This is a genomic window from Vibrio sp. 1557 (genome assembly GCF_033340175.1).
GTDB classification, from domain to species: domain Bacteria; phylum Pseudomonadota; class Gammaproteobacteria; order Enterobacterales; family Vibrionaceae; genus Vibrio; species Vibrio alginolyticus.
In genome coordinates this window covers 1-22,154 of sequence record NZ_JAWOVZ010000014.1, presented here as the reverse complement: position 1 = coordinate 22,154, position 22,154 = coordinate 1, and the positions used below count along the sequence as shown (strand labels likewise).

The following is a 22,154-nucleotide window of genomic DNA, read 5'->3' as shown; positions in this document are numbered from 1 at the left end:
ATTACTTTTTATAGTTAAATCAATACAATACTTATCGAAAGTTAAATGAGTTGAACAGCCCTACCTACCATAGGTAGGGCCAGATAAAAGCGGTTTATTTTGCGATTGCAGGCTCTGTTTTTACTTCTTCTTCAACTACGTTGATAGAAGGCGCTGTTTTTGCGTGAGTTAGGTACAGTGGAATACAAGTCATTACGAGACCACCGACAATATTACCTAGAATGGTTGGAATAAGGTTGAAGTTCAACCAAGTCGCGATACCAAAATCCGCACCTAGAATCATACCTAGTGGGAATAGGAACATGTTTACTACGGTGTGTTCAAATACTAGCGCAAAGAAGATGAAGATTGGGAACCACATCATTGCTACACGACCAGACACTGAACGTGCTGTCATGTTGCCGATAACGCCAAGACACACCATTAGGTTACAGAAGATGCCGCGTACGAAACACGTGATCCATCCGTCCATACCCATGTTTTCAAAACCAAGGCTACGCGCGGTAGAAACAGCGACAAATTTCTTCGCTACTGCGTTCAGTTCTAGAGAGAAGTTACCTGTTAGAGAGATAGCCACTAGGTAAGCAACGATCAGAGAACCGATAAGGTTACCCAAGCCTACAAGACCCCAACAACGGAAGATACGACCCCAAGTGATGCCCGGACGGTTCGCAAACTTAGCCAGAGGCGCTAGACCAAAAACACCGGTTACTAGGTCATAACCCATCACACTTAGAATTACGAAACCAACGGGGAAAACAAGTGCACCTACAAGGCCGATACCCGTTTGTACAATCGCGGTAATAGCAACCACCACCGCAAGCGAAAGAATAACGCCAGCCATCGTACCGCGAAGCAGAAGATCTCGCGTGCTTGTATTGGTTTTCGCTTCACCAACATTGATCATGGTTTGCACGAATTCTGCAGGCTTAAAATCAGTAGACATGAATGTGTCCTTATCCAAAATTGAAAGTTAAAAAGTTAAAGATTTAATAGAGAAAGGCTTCCCGTTGACACCTGAACGCTGTCTACAACACCTCGCTTCCCTGTTCCCCTGAGTTGATGCTTGGAAAGCCTTTGTCTATTAAATCTAGGTTTCAGTTCATTCCCTCCCCTAAGAGGAGGGAATGAAAACCAAGCTTACGCAGAGATTTCTACTTCGCCGTTTGTTACGCGGGTTTTGTACGCTTTCACGCTAAAACGCTCGTCTTCCATGCACGCACCTGTTGTCAGGTTAAAGCGTTGCTTCTTAAGTGGGCTAGCCACCCAAAGCTCGCCTTGGTGCTCACAGATCAAACCGCGAGAAAGCACGTTTGATTGGAAGAACGGGTCTGTGTTGCTGATCGCCAGCACTTCTTCTGCTTGTGTTGGGCGGAATACCGCAACTTGCTGACCATCAACCAGTGCACAAACACCCGTGCCCGGTACGATGTCGCTGATTTGGCAAATCTTTTCAAATGACATAATCAACCTTCCCTTATGCTTCAGTGATCGCTACGTGTAGGATGTCGCCTTTCGCTTCAGGGTGTTTTTCCGTGAAGGTTGCTGGGCGGTGCTGTTCACGCTCTTGTACAAACACGACGTTTTCATCGCGCTTGTCAGAGTTGATGAAGTGCGCGAAACGAGTCAGTTGTGATTCGTCGTTGATGGTCGCAGTCCACTCACACTCGTACTCGTCTACAAGCTTCGCTACGTCTGCCTCTAGTTGAGCGTTGATACCAAGCTTGTCGTTAACAATCACTTCGCGTAGGTAGTCAACGCCACCTTCCATGTTTTCCATCCAAACTGATGTGCGTTGTAGTGGCGCAGCAGTACGGATGTAGAACATCATGAAGCGGTCGATGTACTTGATTAGTGTTTCTTTATCTAGGTCACTTGCAAGTAGGTCTGCGTGACGAGGTTTCATGCCGCCGTTACCACATACGTACATGTTCCAACCTGCGTCAGTCGCGATGATGCCAAGGTCTTTACCTTGTGCTTCCGCACACTCACGAGTACAACCAGAAACACCGAACTTCATCTTATGAGGTGTACGAATGCCTTTGTAACGGTTCTCGATGTAAGAACCCAGACCAACAGAGTCTTGAACGCCGTAACGACACCAAGTTGAGCCCACACATGTCTTCGCCATACGAAGTGCTTTTGCGTACGCTTGACCTGTTTCGAAACCAGCGTCGATAAGCTTGCGCCAGATCTCTGGAAGATCGTCTTTTTGAGCACCAAACAGACCAATACGTTGAGCACCGGTTACTTTGGTGTATAGGTTGTATTCTGCTGCAACGTTCGCTAGTGCACTCAGTGCTTGAGGTGTTACTTCGCCACCCGCCATACGTGGGATAACAGAGTAAGTACCGTCTTTTTGGATGTTACCTAGGAAGTTATCGTTCGTGTCGTGCAGCTTAACCAGTTGTGGCTTAAGAATGTGCTCACCCCAGCAAGAAGCCAAGATAGAACCAGCCAGTGGTTTACAAACTTCACAGCCGTAACCTTTGCCGTATTTCTCTAGAAGCTCATCAAACGTTTTGATCTCTTCAATGCGGATTAGGTGGAACAGCTCTTGGCGTGAGTATGCAAAGTGCTCACACACGTCGTTCTTCACTTCGATACCAGATTTAGCAAGCTCAGCATTTAGAACAGAGGTCACTAGAGGAATACAACCACCACAGCCTGTACCTGCGCCAGTCACTGCTTTGATGTCGCCCAATGTGTGGTGACCATCAGCAACCGCTTGTGCGATCTTGCCTTTGGTTACGTCGAAACAAGAACAGATTACTGCGCTTTCTGGTAGAGCGTCTGCACCGAGTGCTGGTTTCTCAGCGCCTGCGTGTGCAGGAAGGATCAACGCATCCGGGTGTTCTGGTAGGTCGATTTCGTTCAACATAAGTTGAAGCAGGTCACCGTAGTCAGAGGTGTCGCCAACCATAACCGCGCCAAGCAGTTTCTTGTTGTCTTTAGAAACGATAAGACGTTTGTAAACTTCTTGTTCTTCGTTCTGGTAAACGTAACTCTTACAGCCTTCAGTACGACCGTTCGCGTCACCGATTGAACCTACTTTTACACCTAGAAGTTTCAGCTTCGCAGACATGTCAGCGCCTTCGAATTTGCTTTCTGTGTTACCTAGTAGGTGGTCAACAGCAACGGTCGCCATCTTGTAGCCAGGAGCAACAAGGCCGTAGAACATTTCGTTCCAAGACGCACACTCACCAATCGCGTAGATGTTCTCATCAGAAGTCTGACAATGGTCGTTGATAGCAACACCGCCACGAGGTGCCACTTCTAGCTCCATTTGGCGTGCTAGTTTGTCTTGTGGACGAATACCTGCAGAGAATACGATGAAGTCTGTTTCTAGTTCTGAACCGTCAGCAAAACGCATAACGTTGCGTGCGTTTGTGCCTTCTGGCGCAATCTCAAGCGTATTTTTGCTGGTGTGAACGTTCACGCCCATACGCTCGATCTTGTGACGAAGTTGGTTACCACCAGCCAGGTCAAGTTGCTCAGCCATTAGTTTTGGCGCGAACTCAACAACGTGCGTTTCTACACCCAGTGCTTTCAGTGCGCCTGCTGCTTCAAGGCCTAGCAGACCACCACCGACAACAACGCCTGATTTGCTCTTCTTCGCACACGCTTCGATCGCTTTAAGATCTTCGATAGTACGGTAAACAAAACAGTCTTTGCTTTCGTGACCTTTAATAGGTGGAACAAATGGGAATGAGCCAGTAGCAAGAATCAGCTTGTCGTATTGAACTTCACGGCCAGTGCTTGAGTAAACAATGCGGTTTTCACGGTTGATGTTAATCGCGCGTTCGCCGATCAGCATGTTAATACCGTGTTTCTCGCAGAAGCCTTCTTTTACTAAAGAAAGTTCATCTGCAGTATGGTGAGAAAAGTAAGAGGAAAGATGCACACGGTCGTATGCGACACGAGGTTCTTCACAGAAAACCGTAATGTCTATATTAGACATATCAGCTTTCTCGACTAAGTCTTCAATATAACGGTGCCCTACCATACCGTTACCGATGACTACTAGCTTCAACTTGCTCATTATAATTCCTAAGGGTTAGGTTCTTATCACTGAGCTCATTGTTAATTGTGAAAGAAAATTAATACATGATGTAAATCAATTACAATTTCAAACTACCCTAAAGGGGTAGATGAACGTATTTATCTGACTATTGCGAAATAAAAAGTAATTTATTAACGGATATTGGTAGTTTTAACAAACTGAGATAACCGAAGCCATGCTAGCAACGGACTATACCGTTTTGCTTTTATGAAGTTAGGCTGACCATCGAAACCGAGCACACCTACGATAAATCCTGCTTTGCTTCTAAACGACGCACTCACTTGACTTCACCGTTTCAAGGTGAACAGAGAACAATATCTGAAGTGATTGAAAGATTTAGAAAAATCAAGCTTCACAACAAAAATTTTTTACTAGCTAAGTCGCACTATAAAGACTAAAATCAGGTTTAGTTCATATGGAATAGCGTCCATATGATTGATACCGTAATTGACATATAGAGTGCCGTCCCATTTTTGTGAGGCGGCCTTTTATTTGGGAGTCATAAAATGTCAGAAAACAATTCTATCTACATCTCAAGCTTAGATATGAACCGAATCACGGCCTTGTTGGATAAAATGCCAAACATCGCAGCGGAGCTTGTGGAATTAGAAGCAGAGCTCGACCGAGCAACAGTTCTTGAGCCAGAACAAATGCCAGATAACGTGGTCACGATGAACTCGACTGTAGAGTTTAAATTTTCAGGTGAAGATAGAACCATGACAAAGACACTGGTTTACCCTTCTGAACTGAAAAGCAGTGATGATATCTCTATTTTTGCGCCCGTAGGCAGCGCACTGATCGGTTTGTCTGTCGGCCAAAAACTTGACTGGCCAATGCCAAATAATCAAGTGAAGACAATTGAAATTGTCGATATCACATACCAACCTGAGCGTTGTGGTGCACTAAACCGCTAACCCTCAGTAGTCCCGGTGCAAAGGCCTCCATTTAAGACTTTGCACCAGGAGAGCCCCTCGCTTACCCCCTATTTCCTTCTTTTTCCAAGTATTTACTTTGCTGCTCTTAAGTAACATCACCGATTCTTTATTATTTACCGCATATTCAATACTTATATCTCCAGGCTCAATCATAGAAATTGCAAAGTATTTTTCGTATATTGTCGCTCCGAAATCGACGTAAATTATGCGCAAAATGGAAGAATATCTAACTCGAATTGCCTGCTTAGAAAAAGAAAATGAAGAGCTGAAGCGGAAGAATGCGCGACTACAAGAAAAGTTGAATGCTGCACTCGACAGTAATGGACTGTGTTTGTGGGAGCAGCATATTCCTTCGGGTACTTTGACGATATTCAATATGCAATGGGGCAAAATGCTAGGTTATCAGCCCCATGAGTTAACCGCCACGGTTGAAACATGGAAAAACAATCTCCACCCTGAAGATTACGATCTTGCAGTGGGTGCATTTGAAGATCACCTAGCAGGCAAGACCGACCTTTATGAGGTAGTGCATCGCATGATTCATAAAGACGGCAGTGATAGCTGGGTCTACGATCGAGGGCGCATCGTCGAGTATGGTTCTGATGGCGAACCACTACGGATGATGGGTACTCATATCGATATTACAAAAGAAAAGCGTTATGAGCAGCAACTGGCCAAGTTGGCTTCGAGTGATCCATTGACTGGATTGTTAAATAGAAAAGCAATTGAGGAAAACTTTAATCATCAACCTCAAACCGAACCGTCTCAGCAGTCTGCTTTAGTGTTTGTTGATATAGATAATTTTAAAGCAGTTAACGACCAGCTAGGCCATCATACTGGCGACACCCTCCTCATCAATATCGCCAATAGCTTAACAGAGCTTGCGTCAAGCAAGTCTCAAGTTGGACGCATAGGAGGCGATGAATTTGTTATCTTAAACTGGCATTCAAGTCGAGAGGAAATATCCCAACTTTGCAATCAACTCTTAGATTCAATCATTCCAGCGATGAATCAAGACTTACATAAAGTAACGATAGGAATGAGTATCGGTGTTTGTCTCTTTAACAAAGGAAAGCAACCGTTTAATGAAGTGTATCAAAAAGCCGATCACGCAATGTATGAGATAAAGAAAAATGGCAAAAATGGAGTACAATTTTTCAACTTAAAAAGTTGATATCTCTCCATAAATCATCATGTTATGAAATCAGTCATTTGCTACAACTTGAACTAACTCAAGATAAATTCTTTATATCTAAGCCAGTTACCGAAATTACCCCTAGGTACTCATAAATTTGGCACGATACAAATAAATCCCCTCCTCTCCTAGCATCAACCCAATAAGCAACTACACTCATTTAACTGATAGATTAATTACTACTATTATGAAGGGAGTTGTTTTTGATGGATACAAAACAGATTTCTACAGTTATCATAATTTTAGTTCTTTCTGCATTAGTAGTTGCTTATTTAAAGTTAACAACGGTATCAAATGCTATCCACAAACCTACAACAATCGGTATATCTAAGACGCCTCTGTCAGCCCCTTTTATCATTGCAGAGCACATAGGTGCGTTTGAAGAAAACGATTTAAACGTCGAACTTATCATGTGCTTTGGAGGGGTCGAATGTTCAAACCTACTTCTAGAAAACCATGTTAATTACGCCACTTTTTCTGAAAGCGTACTGATGTTTAAAAGCTTTGAATACAAAGATTTAGCATTAATCACTTCTTTTGCATCTTCTACGAATGATATTAAGCTGCTAACTAAAAAGCGGTCTGGCATAGAAAGTATAGATAAATTACCAGGAAAAAAGGTTGGTGTAATAAAAAAGAGCGCTAGCGAATATTACTTAGACTTGTTGCTACAGGTAAATGACATTGATTTAGAAAAAGTAGAAAAAATATCATCAACAACGCAGGTTATTATAAATCATTTAATGCAAGGAAACGTCGATGCAATATCTACTTGGGAGCCATACGGATTTATGGCCAAGAATAGAATAAATGAAGAAGTAAAGAACATAGGAATTATTGGCGTGTATAAACTTTACTTTTTGCTTGTATCAAAAGAAATACACATTGAAAAATCAGATCAAGAAGTAATGAAAATAATAAAGTCACTTCATCACTCAATTAACTGGATGGATAAAAACCCTCATTTAACAATGAAAATACTATCACAAAAACTTAACACAACAGTTGAAGAAATATCTTGGAGTTGGGATGATTATAACTTTCGATTAAATTTAACGAATTCTTTATTATTTACATTACAATCAGAAGCTAATTGGGCATTAAAACAAAACTATGTAGAAGGACAGATTCCAAATTACAGAAAAATATTTAAAGAAAACTATATCAATTCATATTTTGATGGTCTAGATTAAAATGCATCGTTCGTTAAACCACTATTTAGCATCACTATTCAGTCTAAGCGTAATACTATGTATCAGCGTTATAGTATACATAAGCTTCATAAAAATAGAAGATTATAAAGCCAAGAAACAATTAAACCAAATAATGGACATACAAATATCATTAGAGTCATTAAGTAGTTATCTTTGGGCTTACACTCAAAATAGGGGAAAAAACAATTTCACACAATTCATGATTTCTCATAACAAATTAAACGAATTATTATCTCAAAATGAAGATGTTTTATACCTTACTAAAGACCTAAAAAAAATGAATCTCGAGCTGTATTTTTTAGTTCAATACGAAAATAATCATTTACTAGACAAAGATCGCCATTATGTTTCAGTCGTAAATTATAATAAATCAAATCCTGTCATACAATCCAGAATAAACATTGTATCCCAGGATATGAATAATGAAATAATATATATTTATAAAAAAATACTTAATAATAAGTCTACAAAACTACAAAATTTAAATTATTACACTCAAGCAGGTATTATTTTTATCTCTCTGGTTGTTATGCTATTGTGCTTTTATATAAAAATAAAGTTCAAGAGAAGCTTTCAAAGGTTTATAAATGGAATAAAACAATTAAGCAGGTCAAATTTTGACTATAAAATCCCTTCAGAAAATCAATTCACGGAATTTGAAAATCTGTCTTGTTACTTCAATAAAATGGCGGCATTGTTAAACCACACAACAATATCAAAATCAAAACTTAAAGAAGAAGTAGAGAATCAAACTTCAGTTCTAAATCGTCAAAAAGAAAGTTTGGTATTTTTGTCTGAGCACGACTCCTTAACTAATATCTACAATCGTCGAGCAATAGAAAAACATTTGATCCAGCTTACGCGTAATTTCAGAGGCAGTGAGAATAGTTTTAGTTTGTTTTTTATAGATTTAAATTTATTTAAGGATATTAACGATAGCCATGGCCATGAGGCAGGTGATGCAGTGTTAAAATCTGTAGCTAGTAGATTATCAAGTATTATCGACGAATCAGACATGGTAGGCCGCTTTGGTGGAGATGAATTTATTATTATTCATCGTTCACACACAACAGGTACGTCTCTGTCTGCATGTGCACTACGTTATATCCAAGAAATAGAAAAAGTAATTCATTTTAAAGGTAAAGAGTTATGCGTCGGAGCTAGCATTGGTATTGCACTCTATCCTGAGCATGGGTCGAATGTACATGAATTATTAACAGCCGCAGACAAGTCTATGTATCAGTCAAAACGTTCTAAAGCTAGCTCGTTCACTATTGTCGACAACAGCAGTTCGCTGTTAAAGAGGCCTATGTTTTAATCTAAAGTAGCTGTGGAAACGTTCTACGTGCGAATATTCAACGACATCGACCACTGTGGCCACTTACAGTAATAAAGCCGCTTTTATCACATAGCAAAAGCTAAACGCCCTCCAGGCATTGAAGAAAAATAATCCATTGTGAATGGTTAATCCTCCCCTTTTAAACGTCAACTTTCACCACCATATGATAGTTAAGATTCATTAACAGGCTATAACTATCCAATGTCTTTTCCTCGTTTATCTGTTCTGGATTTGGCACCCGTGTCCGACGGAACAAACTTCACCGAAACGTTCGAACGCTCCGTTGAATTAGCTCAATCAATCGAGTCCTGGGGCTATCATCGGTTTTGGATGGCTGAACACCATAACATGCCCGACATCGCCAGTGCCGCAACCAGTGTATTACTCAGTCATATTGGAGCGCACACGAACTCGATCCGTTTAGGATCAGGTGGAATCATGTTACCTAACCATGCACCACTAGTTATTGCAGAGCAATTCGGAACGTTAGAGGCATTATACCCTGGTCGTATTGACCTCGGATTAGGACGCGCACCAGGCACCGACTACCAAACAATGCATGCATTAAGGCGGGAACCAGAGCATATGGATCCTGACTTTGAAGAGCTGTTGGAGGAACTTAATTTCTTTCTTGGTCCCGTATCTCGAAATCAACCAGTCGCGGCTTATCCAGGTAACAACACATCTCTGCCGATTTGGCTTCTGGGGTCGAGTACATACAGCGCACGTTTAGCAGCTAAGAGAGGCTTACCTTTCGCATTTGCTGCACACTTTGCTCCAGATGCAATGTCTCGTGCTCTAAACTTTTATCGAGATGAGTTTGTCCCATCCGAGCATTTAGCTCAACCCTATGTGATGATTTGTGCCAACGTTATCGTAGCGGATACTCAGTCACATGCAGATTTTCTCGCGACAACAGAGAAGCAAAAATTCTTAAAAATGATTCGCGGCAATCGCGAAAAACTTCGCGCACCAGTGAAAAGTATGGCACCACTATGGTCAGCACAGGAAAAGCTTCACGTTGAAACTCAATTACGTGAATCTATCCATGGTGATCAAACATATGTAAGACAGAAAATTGAGAAACTTTTGGAACGCACTGGGGCAGATGAAATTATGGTAAACACGATGGTGTTTGAACAATCTGAGAAGTTGAGATCCTACAGGTTACTATCGGAACTCATGGACAAGTAAAAGAATGGAGGCGCCTCCCGGAGTCGAACCGAGGTCCACGGATTTGCAATCCGCTGCATAGCCACTCTGCCAAGGCGCCTTTCTGATTTTGTATCTCTGTCACCAAAGATTTTGATGGTGCCCCGGGCCGGACTTGAACCGGCACAGCGCGAACGCCGAGGGATTTTAAATCCCTTGTGTCTACCAATTCCACCACCAGGGCAACGCAATCATGCGATGGGTTAGACACCATCTATCTCGCGACCTTTGCCGTGAGAACGAGGCGTACTTTAACGGATTAATTTATCTGGTCAACAAAAAATTAGTCTTTTTTATTCAAATGGTTAAAAAGACGACTCTAACGAACAAAGGGCGATCATTTTGCTTATTTGATCATCAATACGCTTTGCTTTCGTGCCTTTTAACCTTCTCATTTTATATCAATGAAGAGCCAACAAATCGCGCAAGTTAACAGTATGGGTATAAACTTAACGTGTATTTCAGAGAACAAAATAGCGCTCATCATGTTTCGAAAACCATCATTTCACTTACCCTTACATGCCGACTCCGAACTCGACTTCGTAGTGCCCCACTTCTTCCTTAGTGAATTTGATTATGCACGCTCTCTGGAGCTGGGAATCATCGAAGACTTGGATCCTGAATATACACACCAGTATCGCGTCACACTAAGGCGCATACGCTCACTATGCGTACTACTTCGCGAACTGATACCTCCTTTTGAACTGAGTATTTTGAAACCTCATTTAAAAATAATGATGAAGAAAACAAATAAGCTGCGTGATTTAGACGTATTTATCTTGGGCAAAAAACAATACATTGAAATGCTCCCAAACCACAAATCGTCTCTTGAGCAGCTTTTTGGCTTTATCGAAGCCGAACGTGCTTACGAACAGGCAAAAGTTACGCGTTGGCTAGCTACAGAAGAATACACAACGCACTGCACTTTGGTCAGGAATAGTCTGCTGCGAAGTACGCAACACGAACGAGTGGATAGCAACGTACCTGCGTTACTCTTCGCAAGCCAAAAAATCTCCGATCAATTTAAAAAAGTTGATAAAGCACGACGCAAGATCTCGGACAAAAGTCATGACAGCGTGATTCATTCGATGCGGATAAAGTGCAAAGCGCTGCGTTATTTGTTGGAAGGGTTTTCCACGCTCTACCCTTCCCAACAGCACAAAAACAACGTGAAACAACTAAAACTATTGCAAGACAAGCTCGGTGACTTTAACGACACTTCAAGTCAAATTGAATTTTTCGCACAACTCAAAGAGACAGCAAATCTCAATAAACAAGATCGTAAGGCTTTGAAAAAGCTAATTAACGTGCTTAGCGAACATCATGCACTCTCTCGCCAAACCATCTTGACGCATTTAAGCCAGCTTGAGTCTTTCATTCGCGATACCAATACACAGAATCTCTACCGACCCTAAATCAAGGTTCACGTATTTTTAATATTCATTAATTACAGTCAACCGTTAGGCTCCACTAAGAAAGTTAACGTGAAACCATTAAAACGATACCAATACGAGCGCTATGCGGTGCTTTGTAATCTCGCCTACCCTCGCGTCTTCAGGCAAACTCAATACGGGTTCGATCCTAATGGGCAACGAGTCATTAGAAATGAACATGGTAAGATTATGATTCGCGTGCTCTGGAGTAAAAAACAGAGTGAAGTGGTCGTAGTGATTAAAGGCTCACACAGTATCAGTGATTGGTTGTTGAACTTCGCGATGTGGACGAGAAGCTGTCGAAGGTTGGGACTAAACTATCGCATTCACGCGGGTTTCTATCATCTGTTGTTCCAAGAAAGTTTACCGAGCCGGAATGAAGATCGGTTAGGGTTGACCGTGATCGAACGCCTCGAAGGTATCGTTGTACCACTTATTCTCAGGGGGAAAAGAATCACTATTACTGGCCACTCTTCAGGTGGCGCGATTGGCAGTGTTTTTGCTGACTATATTGAGAAAAAATACCCAAAAAGCATTAAACGCGTGGTCACTTTCGGACAGCCCGCTGTCGGGGATTGGACGTTTAAGAAACGCTACCGTTTGGGGCACAAAACATACAGGATTTGTTGCGACATCGACATCGTGACCTTTATGCCGCCCGTACCTTTTTTGTATTGGCATGTAGGCAAAATGCTATGGTTATATAACGGGAGAATATACGAGAACACCCCAACGCTCATACGGCTTGGGCGCTCCTTATTTAGTTGGTTAATGCGACCGTTCTCTTATCACTTTATGAGTAAATACATTCGCGACAAAGACTTTTTTGATGAACGCTGAGTTAAACATCCGAAAGGTATGAAGTATAGACACGAAAAAGCCGGACTTCGCCGGCTTTACGATTAAGTGGTGATCTACAGAGAGGCAATTTCTTTTTCAAGTTGATATTTGTTATCTGTGACAATTCGCTCTAACACTTCAACACGTCGCTTCAAGTCACCAATTTGCTTGTTAAGGTTATCTTGTTCTTCTCGGCTCATCGTATTACGTTCAGATATCTCCAACGCTCTTACTTCTTTACGATGGTTCAAGATTAACTTTATTATCCCGCCCCCAAATATGGCACCGAACACAATAGCCACAACCAATACATCAGCAATAGATTCCATTCTTTATCTTCCTCTAGATTATGCTCAAATATAAGTTACTCATTTGTTGAATGAATATCAAATAACACATTGATTCATTGAAAAGTTTTATCAAGAATTGCCTACTCTGTATCAAAATCACAGGAATGGATTATTCAACGCCAACCCAAACCGAGACAGATCCGCCGTTTACTGGGAACTCAGCCCAACCATTCGCATCAGTCCAAACTTCTTCAGTTCGGATACCCAACTTGTCTACGTAGCGAGCACTTGGTTTACCCGTATACATCCACTTCGAGCCGCCAGGTCCATCACTCATGATCACGGCCATTGAATGTGGATGCTCTGCATCACCTTCTCGAGTCCAACCAATTACGTCCCAGTGGTCGAGATAAGAATGTTGTTTGCCATACGCATAATCTTTACGCAGTGTTACTAGCTCTTCAATGTAAGGCACTTTGACCATATTGATGTCATGCCCTTTATCACTGTACTGGGCGCCGTAGTAATCTGCATAAAACACGGATGGATAACCTTCTTCACGCAATAAGATAAACGCGTAAGCGAGCGGCTTGAACCACCAATCAACGGTTGATTCCAACGCCTGCAAAGGCTGAGTGTCATGGTTTTCTACTAAGGTAACCGCTTTGACTGGATTGTCCTTCATCAGCGTACCATCCATGATTTGACGCATATCGTAGCTACCACCCGATTTAGACGCATTATAAAAGTTCATATGTAACGGTGCATCAAACAAAGACATGCTGCCAGAGGTTTTGGTGATAAAGTTATGCAGCTGATTCACATCGTAGTTCCAGTACTCTCCGACCGTGAATAGTTCTTTCCCTGTTTTCCAACGTAGGTGATCAATCCATTCTTGCAGGTATTGATATTTGATGTGCTTCACCGCGTCCATTCTAAACCCATCAACACCAGTCATGTTGATATACCACTCACCCCAGTCTTTAAGTTCTTTCTTAACTTCAGGGTGATCCATGTCTAGATCAGCGTACATAAGGTAATCGTAGTTGCCTTTTTCCGAGCTCACTTCCCAATCCCATGCCTTACCCTCACCTTTGAATTTGAAGATAGCTTTTTCTTCGCCAGCATCGTCCCAGTCCACGCCATCAAAGTGGTACCACGTCCAATGAAAGTTTGAGTACTTATCGTTGCGCCCAGGGAAATCAAACTCTACCCACGCTTCAATCCATTTATCACCAAGTTCAATATTTCGGTTGTTCCAATCGACTCGCTTGGTGTCGACCCAGGATTTACCATCCGCACCGCCGCGATGGTTGAACACCACATCGCCATAAATCTGGATATTGTTTTTATGGGCAGTATTGATGGCGCTTAGGTACTGATCTTTGGTGCCATACTTGGTGCGCACCGAACCTTTTTGATCAAACTCTCCCAAATCATACATATCATAAACGCCATAACCGACGTCGTTGCTACCACCAGCACCTTTATAGGCGGGCGGTAACCATAACGCAGTAAAGCCGTTGTCAGATAGTGCCGAAGCGTTGTTTTCAACTTGTGTCCAGAGTGCACCGTCATTTGGCACATACCAATGGAAATACTGCATCATGGTGCCATTTTGTGCCGCCATTACAGGCGAACTGAGCAGCAAAGTTAAGGGTAAAAGTGTAGGTTTAAGGTTGAATGTTTTCATTATTTTTCTCTCACGTTAAGGACTAGAATCCTCCTTTCTGCATATACGCACCAAGCGATACTAACTATGACGCTAGCTAGGTTGCTGCCTGTAATACAAAAAGTTCGGATTACAATCGAAGAGAAACTATCACCAATCACACTATACAATTATTGAGTTGTCTAACATTTATAAAATCAATGATTAGCACGTTAAAAATATTGAATGGTGATCAAAACATGGGAGACTTTAGGAAAGCGCGAAGGGTTACGAAAAGGCAGACTAAAAACGAAAAAAGCCAGTTATTTAAGACTGGCTTTCGAAATAGTGGAGGCGCCTCCCGGAGTCGAACCGAGGTCCACGGATTTGCAATCCGCTGCATAGCCACTCTGCCAAGGCGCCTTTCTGATTTTGTATCTCTGTCACCAAAGATTTTGATGGTGCCCCGGGCCGGACTTGAACCGGCACAGCGCGAACGCCGAGGGATTTTAAATCCCTTGTGTCTACCAATTCCACCACCAGGGCAACGCAATCATGCGATGGGTTAGACACCATCTGTCTCAGCGACCTTTGCCGTGAGAACGAGGCGTACTTTAACGGATTAATTTATCTGGTCAACAAAAAATATTCTATTTATCAACTGACTGGAGATAAATCCACCTATTTGTATAAATTAATACCAGAAATGTCGATTCCTATCCCCTTTTTGTACTAGCAATTCGTTGCCTGAAAACATATCGTAAACGCATACTTCTGCTAGTTTATAAATCAGACATTTACAATAAGTAAAATATTCTTTATTCGCTAACTTTTAACCTCAATAAATACAACTCATTTTATATCAACCTATTGCAAACAAATGGGCTCATTTCTTTTAACTAAACTCATACTATTTCTCCTACTCTCCATTAATAATCAACTTTTTTTACTACTATGCCAAAGTCTGTGCTTTCTATAGTTTGAATTGTTAAACAACGAATGCAATTGAACAGATAGGGGCGAGTAAATGACTAAAATATTTTTTACTCTTCGTAGATTCGTGATAACGCTAACGGTTATGAGCCTATCGATCCCTTTCTATGTCCGTGCGAACACCTTGACCATGGGGTTAGCAGGTCAAATTAAAGATCGTTGTGAGATTACTTTTTTATCAGGCAATGTGATGACCTTTTCTGAGCAGAAGACGCAATCATTGCCCTTCTCACTATATTGCAATCGCCCTTTGGGGATCACCATCAATTCTCAATATGGTGGCCTTAAATATGAACATCAGGGCGTTGAATTAATTGAAAATTACGAATTATCGTTGCAAGTCGATGAGCTTCGATTAAATGAAAGTCGACTTAGTAGACAATTGCTTTCGCCCGCAATGATAGACAGCTCTGGTGTTATTCCTTTTACTCAACGAGGAGTACTTAGGGTAACGCTCGAAAATAACTTGCTTTATGCGGGTTATTATCATGACGTTATTGAAATTGAAGTATACCCTTCAATTCATAGCGTAACAAAGTAGGAACTCTGCAAATAACTGCAGAGCAATATACGCTCAGCCGTAATTGAGCCAACAATCAAAAGTGAAAGGAATTTCTTATGAAAAAGCTAACACTCTGTGCAGCTGCTGTAACCGCTATTTTTGGTGCTAACGCTTACGCCGCTCCAGGTGACGTTCAGTTAGTTGGTTATGTATCACCTGTTTGTGAAGTGACTGGCCTTGCCACACAGTTAATTGACTTTGGTAACGTCTCAACAATTCAAAGCGTTAGTGTAGGTGGTCTGGAATTGAAATGTAATGATGCAGATGGTGCGACCGTTACCATGACCAGTGCGGAAGGTGGTTTGGAGTCGGATGATAATGAAGACTTTGCTCTAAAATATGACGCAACATTTAACCCTGCTGGCGGTTTAGCATCCTTTACATTGAACGCACCGGGTGGCCCTGGTCTAAACGATGTTTCAGCTTCTCAATCTTATGGTGGTTCAGGCAATTTGGCTACTGGTGTAGGTGCATCAATTGACATTGTTACTACCGAGACATCTCCTTGGGCTGGTGGCTACTCTGACACATTAACTGTGAATATCACCTCAAACTAAACGTACAGAATGAGGGGGCGTATTTCGCCTCCTCCTTTATTGTCATGTAAGATTTTTTTGATGGAGCTCACTGCTATGATTCGTTGGTTCACATTTTTCTTTTTGTCGTTTACGTGTATGTTCGCACATGCTTTTAAAGTAGAACCGATGTCTGCCGAGATGGCACCATTAGGGAAACGTGCTCAAATGACGATGCGGGTGGAGAATACCTCTACTGTGCCATTGACGGTAGAACTACAACCCTATTTCATGACCATGGATGAATATGGTAACGAGACCATTGTGCCTGCGGATGAAGAATTATTGGTCATACCCGTCACTGCCATTATAGAACCAGGCCGGGCACAATCAGTTATGATTCGTTACTTAGGCGATCCATCCATCACTGAATCTAAAGCGTATCGGGTTGCGGTTAAACAAGTTAAAGTGGAACGAGCCAGCAGCAATCAAGGCCAAGTGAGTTTACTTCTTCGATTCAACACGCTCATCAATGTTCGTCCGCAAAACACCTCGCCCCAGTTTTCCGTCACAAGTATAAAACAAAACGACAAAGACAATTGGGTTCTAGATGTGCTGAATAGCGGCAACAGTTACGGACGATTAACCAACACGACGTGGAAAGTATCCGATGGCACTCAATCTACTTATTTAAAAGGAAATGAAATTTCACAACGTATCTCAGGGACGTTAGTATTGCCCCACTCCAAACGTTCTTTTGAAATGTTGCCACTCGAGAACTTCAACATTCGTACACTATCAATTGATATTGAACAGGAGGAGTAACGATGCAATGGCGTTTATTAGCCGGAGTGATAGTGTGCTTTATATATACTCAAGCGTTTGGAATTACACTCTCCCCCACGGTCATTGAGCTAAATACGGATCATCAACTAACTTCGCAGTTGGTAGTTTCCAACAACTCAACCAAAACGCTCGCACTTGAAGCCAACGTTCGACGTTTGACATTTGCGCCTAATGGTACGTTTGAAACGTCTACGTCTAGCTCACCAAATGAAGACATTTTGGTGTTTCCGCCCGCAGCAATGCTCGCGCCCGGAAAGCGTCAAACATTTAGAATACAATGGCTAAGTAAAGTGCCTCTCGAAATGTCGCAAAGTTACTTTATCCGCTTTAGCACCGCCGATATAAATCGAAGCAGTACTCAAGTTGAAAAGGTGAATGGTTTGTCTACTGGGATTAATCTACAGATCCACTACAATGCACTGTTACACGTTCACTCGTCTTCTCTTCAACCGGACATAAAGTTACATATTGGTGAACATGGTAGTTTAACGCTCACTAACACCGGGAATCGATTTACCTTCACTTCATTACTCAGGTTCGACAACCTTCCTGATGATATTAATCAGACCGTGCATAAGGCGCTGGGTGAGCAGTTTGTTCCGCCTCATTCTACTATTACTGTACATTCTTCTTCGATTCAATTACCCGTTGGCATATATCATGGTTATGAAAACTGACATTTTTAAGATCATGCGCACGTTGGTTACGCCCACTTTCATGTGCTGCTTGGTTCTATTCATAATAAATTCTGCTGCCCACAGCCAAGAAATGGTGCTTAATCCAACTGGCCGAGATATTAAACTCACCTCTTTACTAAGGGTCAGTGATACTATATTAGGTGAAGCAGACATCACCATTACGGCAGACAACCAAATTTTATTACCCAAAGAGGACACCCTGTCTCTCCTAACGTCAGTTGTGACACAAGAGGTAATAAATGCGCTTAAAGAATCCAGTGGTGATGACATATTGTCTCAACAGCACTTCGCACAAACAGGGGTAAGTTTAACCTTTGATTTTGCTTCATTAGAATGTGTCTTGACAATCCCACCACAGTCCAGCCTGACACAGAATTTATCTATGAGCGAAGCGGGAAATTTATATAATTATGCGAAGCCAAGCCTTTTGAGTGGCTATGTGAATGTGTCGCTTTCCGCCAATGAAAGTCAATTTGTCGACGAAGACTCTGCTCGAGAAAGCCTATATCGCAGTCGATTCGACTCAGCATTCAATCTAAGCATGCTTAATTTTGAATATGAATCCTTTATAGAAAATGGTTCTCTAACCGGTTCAAGCTACATTAGAGAAGGCACACGCCTTAATATCGATTACCCCCAACAAGGTACTCGAGTAGTAATAGGCGATATGTACAACAGTGGTCAAGCTTTTCAAGATGGAACAGACATTTTGGGAGTTGGCGTGACGCGTGACTTCACTCTTATACCCACCAAAAATGTACGCCCTCGTGCAAGTCAATCATTCACACTCCAGCGCACGTCTAATGTCGATGTGTATATCGATGGCATCCCTGTACAAAGATTAACCCTTGGTGCGGGCAGTTATAATCTCAGTGATATTCCACTAGCACAAGGAAACAATGATATTGAGCTCGTTATTACTGATCGTTCAGGAAATGAAGAACGCATTGAATTTTCGATTGCGACCGGTAATGATTTATTAAACAGTGGCGAATTCGAATACAGTATCATGTATGGCGTTCCATCAGAAATCCAAAATAAACAATTAGAATACCTCACGGATGAACGTATTTTTCACGGTTATCTCGATGTTGGTGTCTCACCTTGGTTAACCTTAGGAGTTAATTCTCAAGTGCGTGAAAACCTATACCAATATGGTGCTAGCGCACTTTTCGCTTCTAAACTAGGCATTACTGAATTAAACGCTTCACACAGTGATCATCCGATTTATGGTCGCGGTGACGCTTATAAAGTAGCATTCGATGCCGAATTTTCTAAATCAAACTCACTAGAGCCACAGTTAAGCCTCAGTTATGAATATTTAAGCAATAGCTTCAGTGGAATATCGGCATATGAAGCATCAAGCAGTGATATTAATTTAACGACTCATTATGCTAGTGCTTTTGGATCCATCTATCTTTCACGTTCATTACGCGCGGCTGTTACTCTAAATTATCGAGCTGGCGTTGATAAAAAAAACGACTATTGGATTGTAAGCCCCAGCCTATCTGCAAGATTATTCGATACACCCGCCACGTGGAGCGCTCGTGTTAATTATAAGAATAACGAGAGGGGGAGCGATGACATTAGCACGACTCTCACCTTAAGTTGGCCACTCAGCAAACAAACACGTGTCGTTGGTCGTTATTCAACAGAACTCAATGAAAGTGCCTTAGATTATAGTTATCAAAATAATATTGGAAGCACTGGCGGCGTTTCTGCATTTGCCAGTGCCATTAATAACAAAGAGACTGACGCGGATGTTAATCTTGGGGTTAACTATACGGCAAACCGCTATGAATTAAGCGCGAGTCACACCTCTCGCCTTGAGAGCATCAGTGATAATACGAGAAATCATAGCACCGATCTTAAGCTTAGTAGTGCGGTGGCATTTGCAGGGTCATCAGTGACAATAGGAAGACCCGTTAGAGAAGCGTTTGCCATCATTAATAAACATGAAAGCCTTGCAGAGAACGACATTGCCATCGACCCTACCCGAGACGGTAAGCAAGCACGCGTCTATCTCTATGAAGACTCTTCTGCGTTGGTTCCTGACCTTGTGGCCTATAGCAGCCAAGTGATCGGATACGACGTGGAAAACTTACCACCCGGTTACGATCTCGGAGAAGGCGCTTTTTGGGTTAAACCTGGCTATAAAAAAGGATTCCAACTGCAAATTGGTTCTGATGCGGTATTAACCGTCATTGGTAAACTGTTCGATCGTCAAAGTAACAGCCCTATTTCACTTGTTGCGGGCTTTGCGCAGTACCTTGGTAAAACACAGCAACAACCAATTGAATTCTTTACAAACCGTAGTGGTGTTTTTGCGATTTCTGGATTAAAACCGGGGCAATACAAACTCGTTCTTGACACTAAAGAACAAGAGTCAGTAGTTATTAATCTTAGTGAACGAAGTGACACCTTGATCAGATTAGGAGAGTTATATGTCGATTAAACAACTAAAGCGGAGCGCGTTGTTCTTGCTACCATTGGCTAATATACCTTCTGTTTGGGCTTGTGAAGCTAACTCTCTGTCTATCCAACCAGTATCAACACAAGCAAAATACGATGTCTTCAATAACAGCAGTTTTGCAACAACCAATACCTATCGTGTGAGTGCAAATATTATTGGTGAGGGCTGCAAACTGAACTTAGTTTTACAGCTTGACGATACAAGTAAATCATTGAAAAGTAGCCGTCAAGATTCGCTCTTTTTCGAGTGGAGTGGGCAATCAGGTAACACAATAGCTAATCAATGGCGCTTTACTTTGACCGAGAACCAACCTGCTGCAACCGTACAAATGCGCTTTCCCGCTAAACAATGGTTAACGTCAGGGATCTATCGAGGCGTATTAGAAGTTGCTACGTCATATGCACAAATAGACGGCAAAATAGAAATAAGTCCTACTTTGCTTCCTGTCACTGTGGATGTACCACCAGCAGCGAAAATTCATTTTTACGGATTATCACAACCACATTATGACCTTGACTTAGGAACGTTACACTCAAACAAAGTAATCAATTCATCGCCTAACCTATGGGTTCAAAGTAACTCTGCCTATGCGGTTGTTTTGGAGTCATCAAATCATGGTGCATTACGCCACGAATCACATGAACCCAAGTGGGATATTCCCTATCAAATTATCTTCGACAACGACTACGTCAATCTTACACAATTTAGTGTACGTATCCCACGTCACGCTGCTACGACTGGTCAACCTATTCCTCTGATCTTTGTTATTGGTAACGCAGAAGAAAAACCTGGAGGTCAATACGAAGACACATTGCAGATATCAATCGAACCTAATTTATCCCAACAGCCATAAAGCGATACATATATCAAAATATGAATACCACATTGGCAAACTTCCGCGTTGTTACCTAGAATTGACTAATCTATAAGTGAGCACAATAAAAAACGGAAATTATAACTATGAGTTATGTAGAACAAGAACATAATTGTAATCGGGCTATAAAGCATATACTTTTGATAGGCGATGACGGGATTAGCAACCAATTTATAATACAAGAAATAAACAAAAGTGGCTATTTTTCTTTTGAAAGAAAATGCTTACAAGAAATTAATAAATCTACTAAGACCATCAGCTCTGATCTCGTTCTTATTAGTTATCTAACCTTAGAAAAGGTTATCGATATCCAAGTAACGTTATCACAGGTATTATCCAATAAATGGATAATTTATGATTTTCCTAAAGAAATTGGAGAAATGATAGTAGCAGAAACACAATTAATGTATCTCATAGATTTGAAAGGGATTATCTACCAGGATGCACCTATAGAGCACTTTACGCGTTGTTTAAAAAGCGTAATTGATGGTGATCTGTGGCTGCCAAGAAAAGTAATGACAGAGATGATAACCGACATTCGTCCTTATGCACTACAGCTGCAAGCGAAACAGACTCATTTAACCAAGAGAGAGATTCAAATATTTAAACTTGTCATCAAAGGCGCATCCAATCGTGAGATATCTGAAGATTTATTTATCGCTGAATGTACCGTTAAAACACATGTTTACAACATATATAAAAAATTAAAAGTAAATAACCGTAAGGAAGCCATTCAAAAGGCAAGCTTTATTTATGATAAAATTTTATTTACCCAGTATCATCACTAACCTTTTCATTGCTTGCAAACTAAATTCACGGTGAAAACATCTAATTCATCTATCAGTTCTTTGATAGTAACTATTCACCCGCGAGCTGGCTTTGTTGCTTAAATCGATGGAACTAAATCAAGAAGCTACGATCTGATCGGCTACACCCATTAATCATCGTAGCCTCATGCCTAAACCTCGTTACAAAACAACTAACTGGACGCAGTACAACAAAGCCTTAATAAACCGTGGTT

At 41.6% G+C, this 22,154-nt stretch carries 19 protein-coding genes and 4 tRNA genes; 14 read left to right on the top strand and 9 right to left on the bottom strand.

Annotation, left to right across the window (positions count from 1 at the left end):
* Positions 1 to 94: 94 nt before the first annotated feature.
* From R7070_RS16175 to nirB, 3 genes are all read right to left on the bottom strand, one after another.
* Positions 95 to 946, bottom strand: coding sequence for a formate/nitrite transporter family protein (locus R7070_RS16175; RefSeq protein ID WP_033907034.1), 852 nt, complete (start codon positions 944 to 946; stop codon positions 95 to 97).
* Between the two features lie 194 nt (positions 947 to 1,140).
* Positions 1,141 to 1,464, bottom strand: coding sequence for a nitrite reductase small subunit NirD (nirD, locus tag R7070_RS16170; RefSeq protein WP_005387969.1), 324 nt, complete (start codon positions 1,462 to 1,464; stop codon positions 1,141 to 1,143).
* Between the two features lie 13 nt (positions 1,465 to 1,477).
* Entirely contained in the window at positions 1,478 to 4,042 is a 2,565-nt protein-coding gene (gene nirB / locus R7070_RS16165; RefSeq protein ID WP_256900048.1) for a nitrite reductase large subunit NirB, read from the bottom strand.
* 527 nt (positions 4,043 to 4,569) lie between these two features.
* Here nirB and rnk point away from each other — a divergent pair.
* From rnk to R7070_RS16140, 5 genes are all read left to right on the top strand, one after another.
* Entirely contained in the window at positions 4,570 to 4,977 is a 408-nt protein-coding gene (gene rnk / locus R7070_RS16160) for a nucleoside diphosphate kinase regulator (RefSeq protein WP_005390213.1), read from the top strand.
* 235 nt (positions 4,978 to 5,212) lie between these two features.
* Entirely contained in the window at positions 5,213 to 6,172 is a 960-nt protein-coding gene (locus R7070_RS16155; RefSeq protein WP_031777243.1) for a GGDEF domain-containing protein, read from the top strand.
* A 227-nt stretch (positions 6,173 to 6,399) separates the two neighbouring features.
* The gene (locus R7070_RS16150) at positions 6,400 to 7,386 is read left to right on the top strand and encodes an ABC transporter substrate-binding protein (RefSeq protein ID WP_005376042.1); all 987 of its coding nucleotides are present in this window, start codon (positions 6,400 to 6,402) and stop codon (positions 7,384 to 7,386) included.
* Positions 7,387 to 7,519: 133 nt separating this feature from the next.
* Positions 7,520 to 8,725 (top strand): diguanylate cyclase domain-containing protein, encoded by a 1,206-nt coding sequence (locus tag R7070_RS16145; protein WP_256900047.1) that lies wholly within the window; start codon positions 7,520 to 7,522, stop codon positions 8,723 to 8,725.
* A 222-nt stretch (positions 8,726 to 8,947) separates the two neighbouring features.
* Positions 8,948 to 9,940: an LLM class flavin-dependent oxidoreductase gene (locus tag R7070_RS16140; RefSeq protein WP_005376038.1), complete on the top strand. Its 993-nt coding sequence runs from the start codon at positions 8,948 to 8,950 to the stop codon at positions 9,938 to 9,940.
* Positions 9,941 to 9,945: 5 nt separating this feature from the next.
* Here the strand turns inward: R7070_RS16140 and R7070_RS16135 are convergent.
* A tRNA-Cys gene (locus tag R7070_RS16135) sits at positions 9,946 to 10,019 on the bottom strand.
* Between the two features lie 36 nt (positions 10,020 to 10,055).
* Positions 10,056 to 10,142, bottom strand: a tRNA-Leu gene (locus tag R7070_RS16130).
* A gap of 301 nt (positions 10,143 to 10,443) precedes the next feature.
* On the opposite strand from R7070_RS16130, the gene R7070_RS16125 reads away from it, so the two are divergent.
* Positions 10,444 to 11,373, top strand: coding sequence for a CHAD domain-containing protein (locus R7070_RS16125; protein ID WP_256900046.1), 930 nt, complete (start codon positions 10,444 to 10,446; stop codon positions 11,371 to 11,373).
* A 69-nt stretch (positions 11,374 to 11,442) separates the two neighbouring features.
* A complete protein-coding gene (locus tag R7070_RS16120) occupies positions 11,443 to 12,231 on the top strand; it encodes a lipase family protein (RefSeq protein ID WP_005375991.1) in 789 nt (262 codons plus the stop codon).
* Between the two features lie 74 nt (positions 12,232 to 12,305).
* Here the strand turns inward: R7070_RS16120 and R7070_RS16115 are convergent, their stop codons facing one another.
* The 4 genes from R7070_RS16115 to R7070_RS16100 all read right to left on the bottom strand — a co-directional run bounded on the left by R7070_RS16115 (position 12,306) and on the right by R7070_RS16100 (position 14,718).
* Entirely contained in the window at positions 12,306 to 12,560 is a 255-nt protein-coding gene (locus tag R7070_RS16115; RefSeq protein WP_005375990.1) for a hypothetical protein, read from the bottom strand.
* Between the two features lie 130 nt (positions 12,561 to 12,690).
* Complete coding sequence (amyS, locus tag R7070_RS16110) at positions 12,691 to 14,214, bottom strand: alpha-amylase (protein ID WP_085570234.1); 1,524 nt, start codon at positions 14,212 to 14,214, stop codon at positions 12,691 to 12,693.
* Positions 14,215 to 14,521: 307 nt separating this feature from the next.
* Positions 14,522 to 14,595: transfer RNA gene (locus tag R7070_RS16105), tRNA-Cys, on the bottom strand.
* Positions 14,596 to 14,631: 36 nt separating this feature from the next.
* Positions 14,632 to 14,718, bottom strand: a tRNA-Leu gene (locus R7070_RS16100).
* Between the two features lie 481 nt (positions 14,719 to 15,199).
* On the opposite strand from R7070_RS16100, the gene R7070_RS16095 reads away from it, so the two are divergent.
* From R7070_RS16095 to R7070_RS16065, 7 genes are all read left to right on the top strand, one after another.
* Positions 15,200 to 15,706: a hypothetical protein gene (locus tag R7070_RS16095; RefSeq protein ID WP_225492135.1), complete on the top strand. Its 507-nt coding sequence runs from the start codon at positions 15,200 to 15,202 to the stop codon at positions 15,704 to 15,706.
* Positions 15,707 to 15,783: 77 nt separating this feature from the next.
* The gene (locus R7070_RS16090; RefSeq protein ID WP_169644000.1) at positions 15,784 to 16,284 is read left to right on the top strand and encodes a hypothetical protein; all 501 of its coding nucleotides are present in this window, start codon (positions 15,784 to 15,786) and stop codon (positions 16,282 to 16,284) included.
* Positions 16,285 to 16,359: 75 nt separating this feature from the next.
* Positions 16,360 to 17,067, top strand: a complete 708-nt coding sequence (locus R7070_RS16085; RefSeq protein ID WP_169643998.1) for a molecular chaperone — start codon at positions 16,360 to 16,362, stop codon at positions 17,065 to 17,067.
* 2 nt (positions 17,068 to 17,069) lie between these two features.
* Positions 17,070 to 17,765, top strand: a complete 696-nt coding sequence (locus tag R7070_RS16080) for a fimbria/pilus periplasmic chaperone (RefSeq protein WP_169643996.1) — start codon at positions 17,070 to 17,072, stop codon at positions 17,763 to 17,765.
* A 91-nt stretch (positions 17,766 to 17,856) separates the two neighbouring features.
* Positions 17,857 to 20,241, top strand: a complete 2,385-nt coding sequence (locus R7070_RS16075; protein WP_169644015.1) for a fimbria/pilus outer membrane usher protein — start codon at positions 17,857 to 17,859, stop codon at positions 20,239 to 20,241.
* On the top strand, positions 20,231 to 21,112 hold the full coding sequence (locus R7070_RS16070) for a hypothetical protein (protein ID WP_169643994.1): 882 nt from the start codon (positions 20,231 to 20,233) through the stop codon (positions 21,110 to 21,112). The genes R7070_RS16075 and R7070_RS16070 overlap by 11 nt, the downstream gene beginning before the upstream one ends.
* A 107-nt stretch (positions 21,113 to 21,219) precedes the next feature.
* Positions 21,220 to 21,921 (top strand): response regulator transcription factor, encoded by a 702-nt coding sequence (locus R7070_RS16065; RefSeq protein WP_169643992.1) that lies wholly within the window; start codon positions 21,220 to 21,222, stop codon positions 21,919 to 21,921.
* The last annotated feature ends 233 nt before the right edge of the window (positions 21,922 to 22,154 follow it).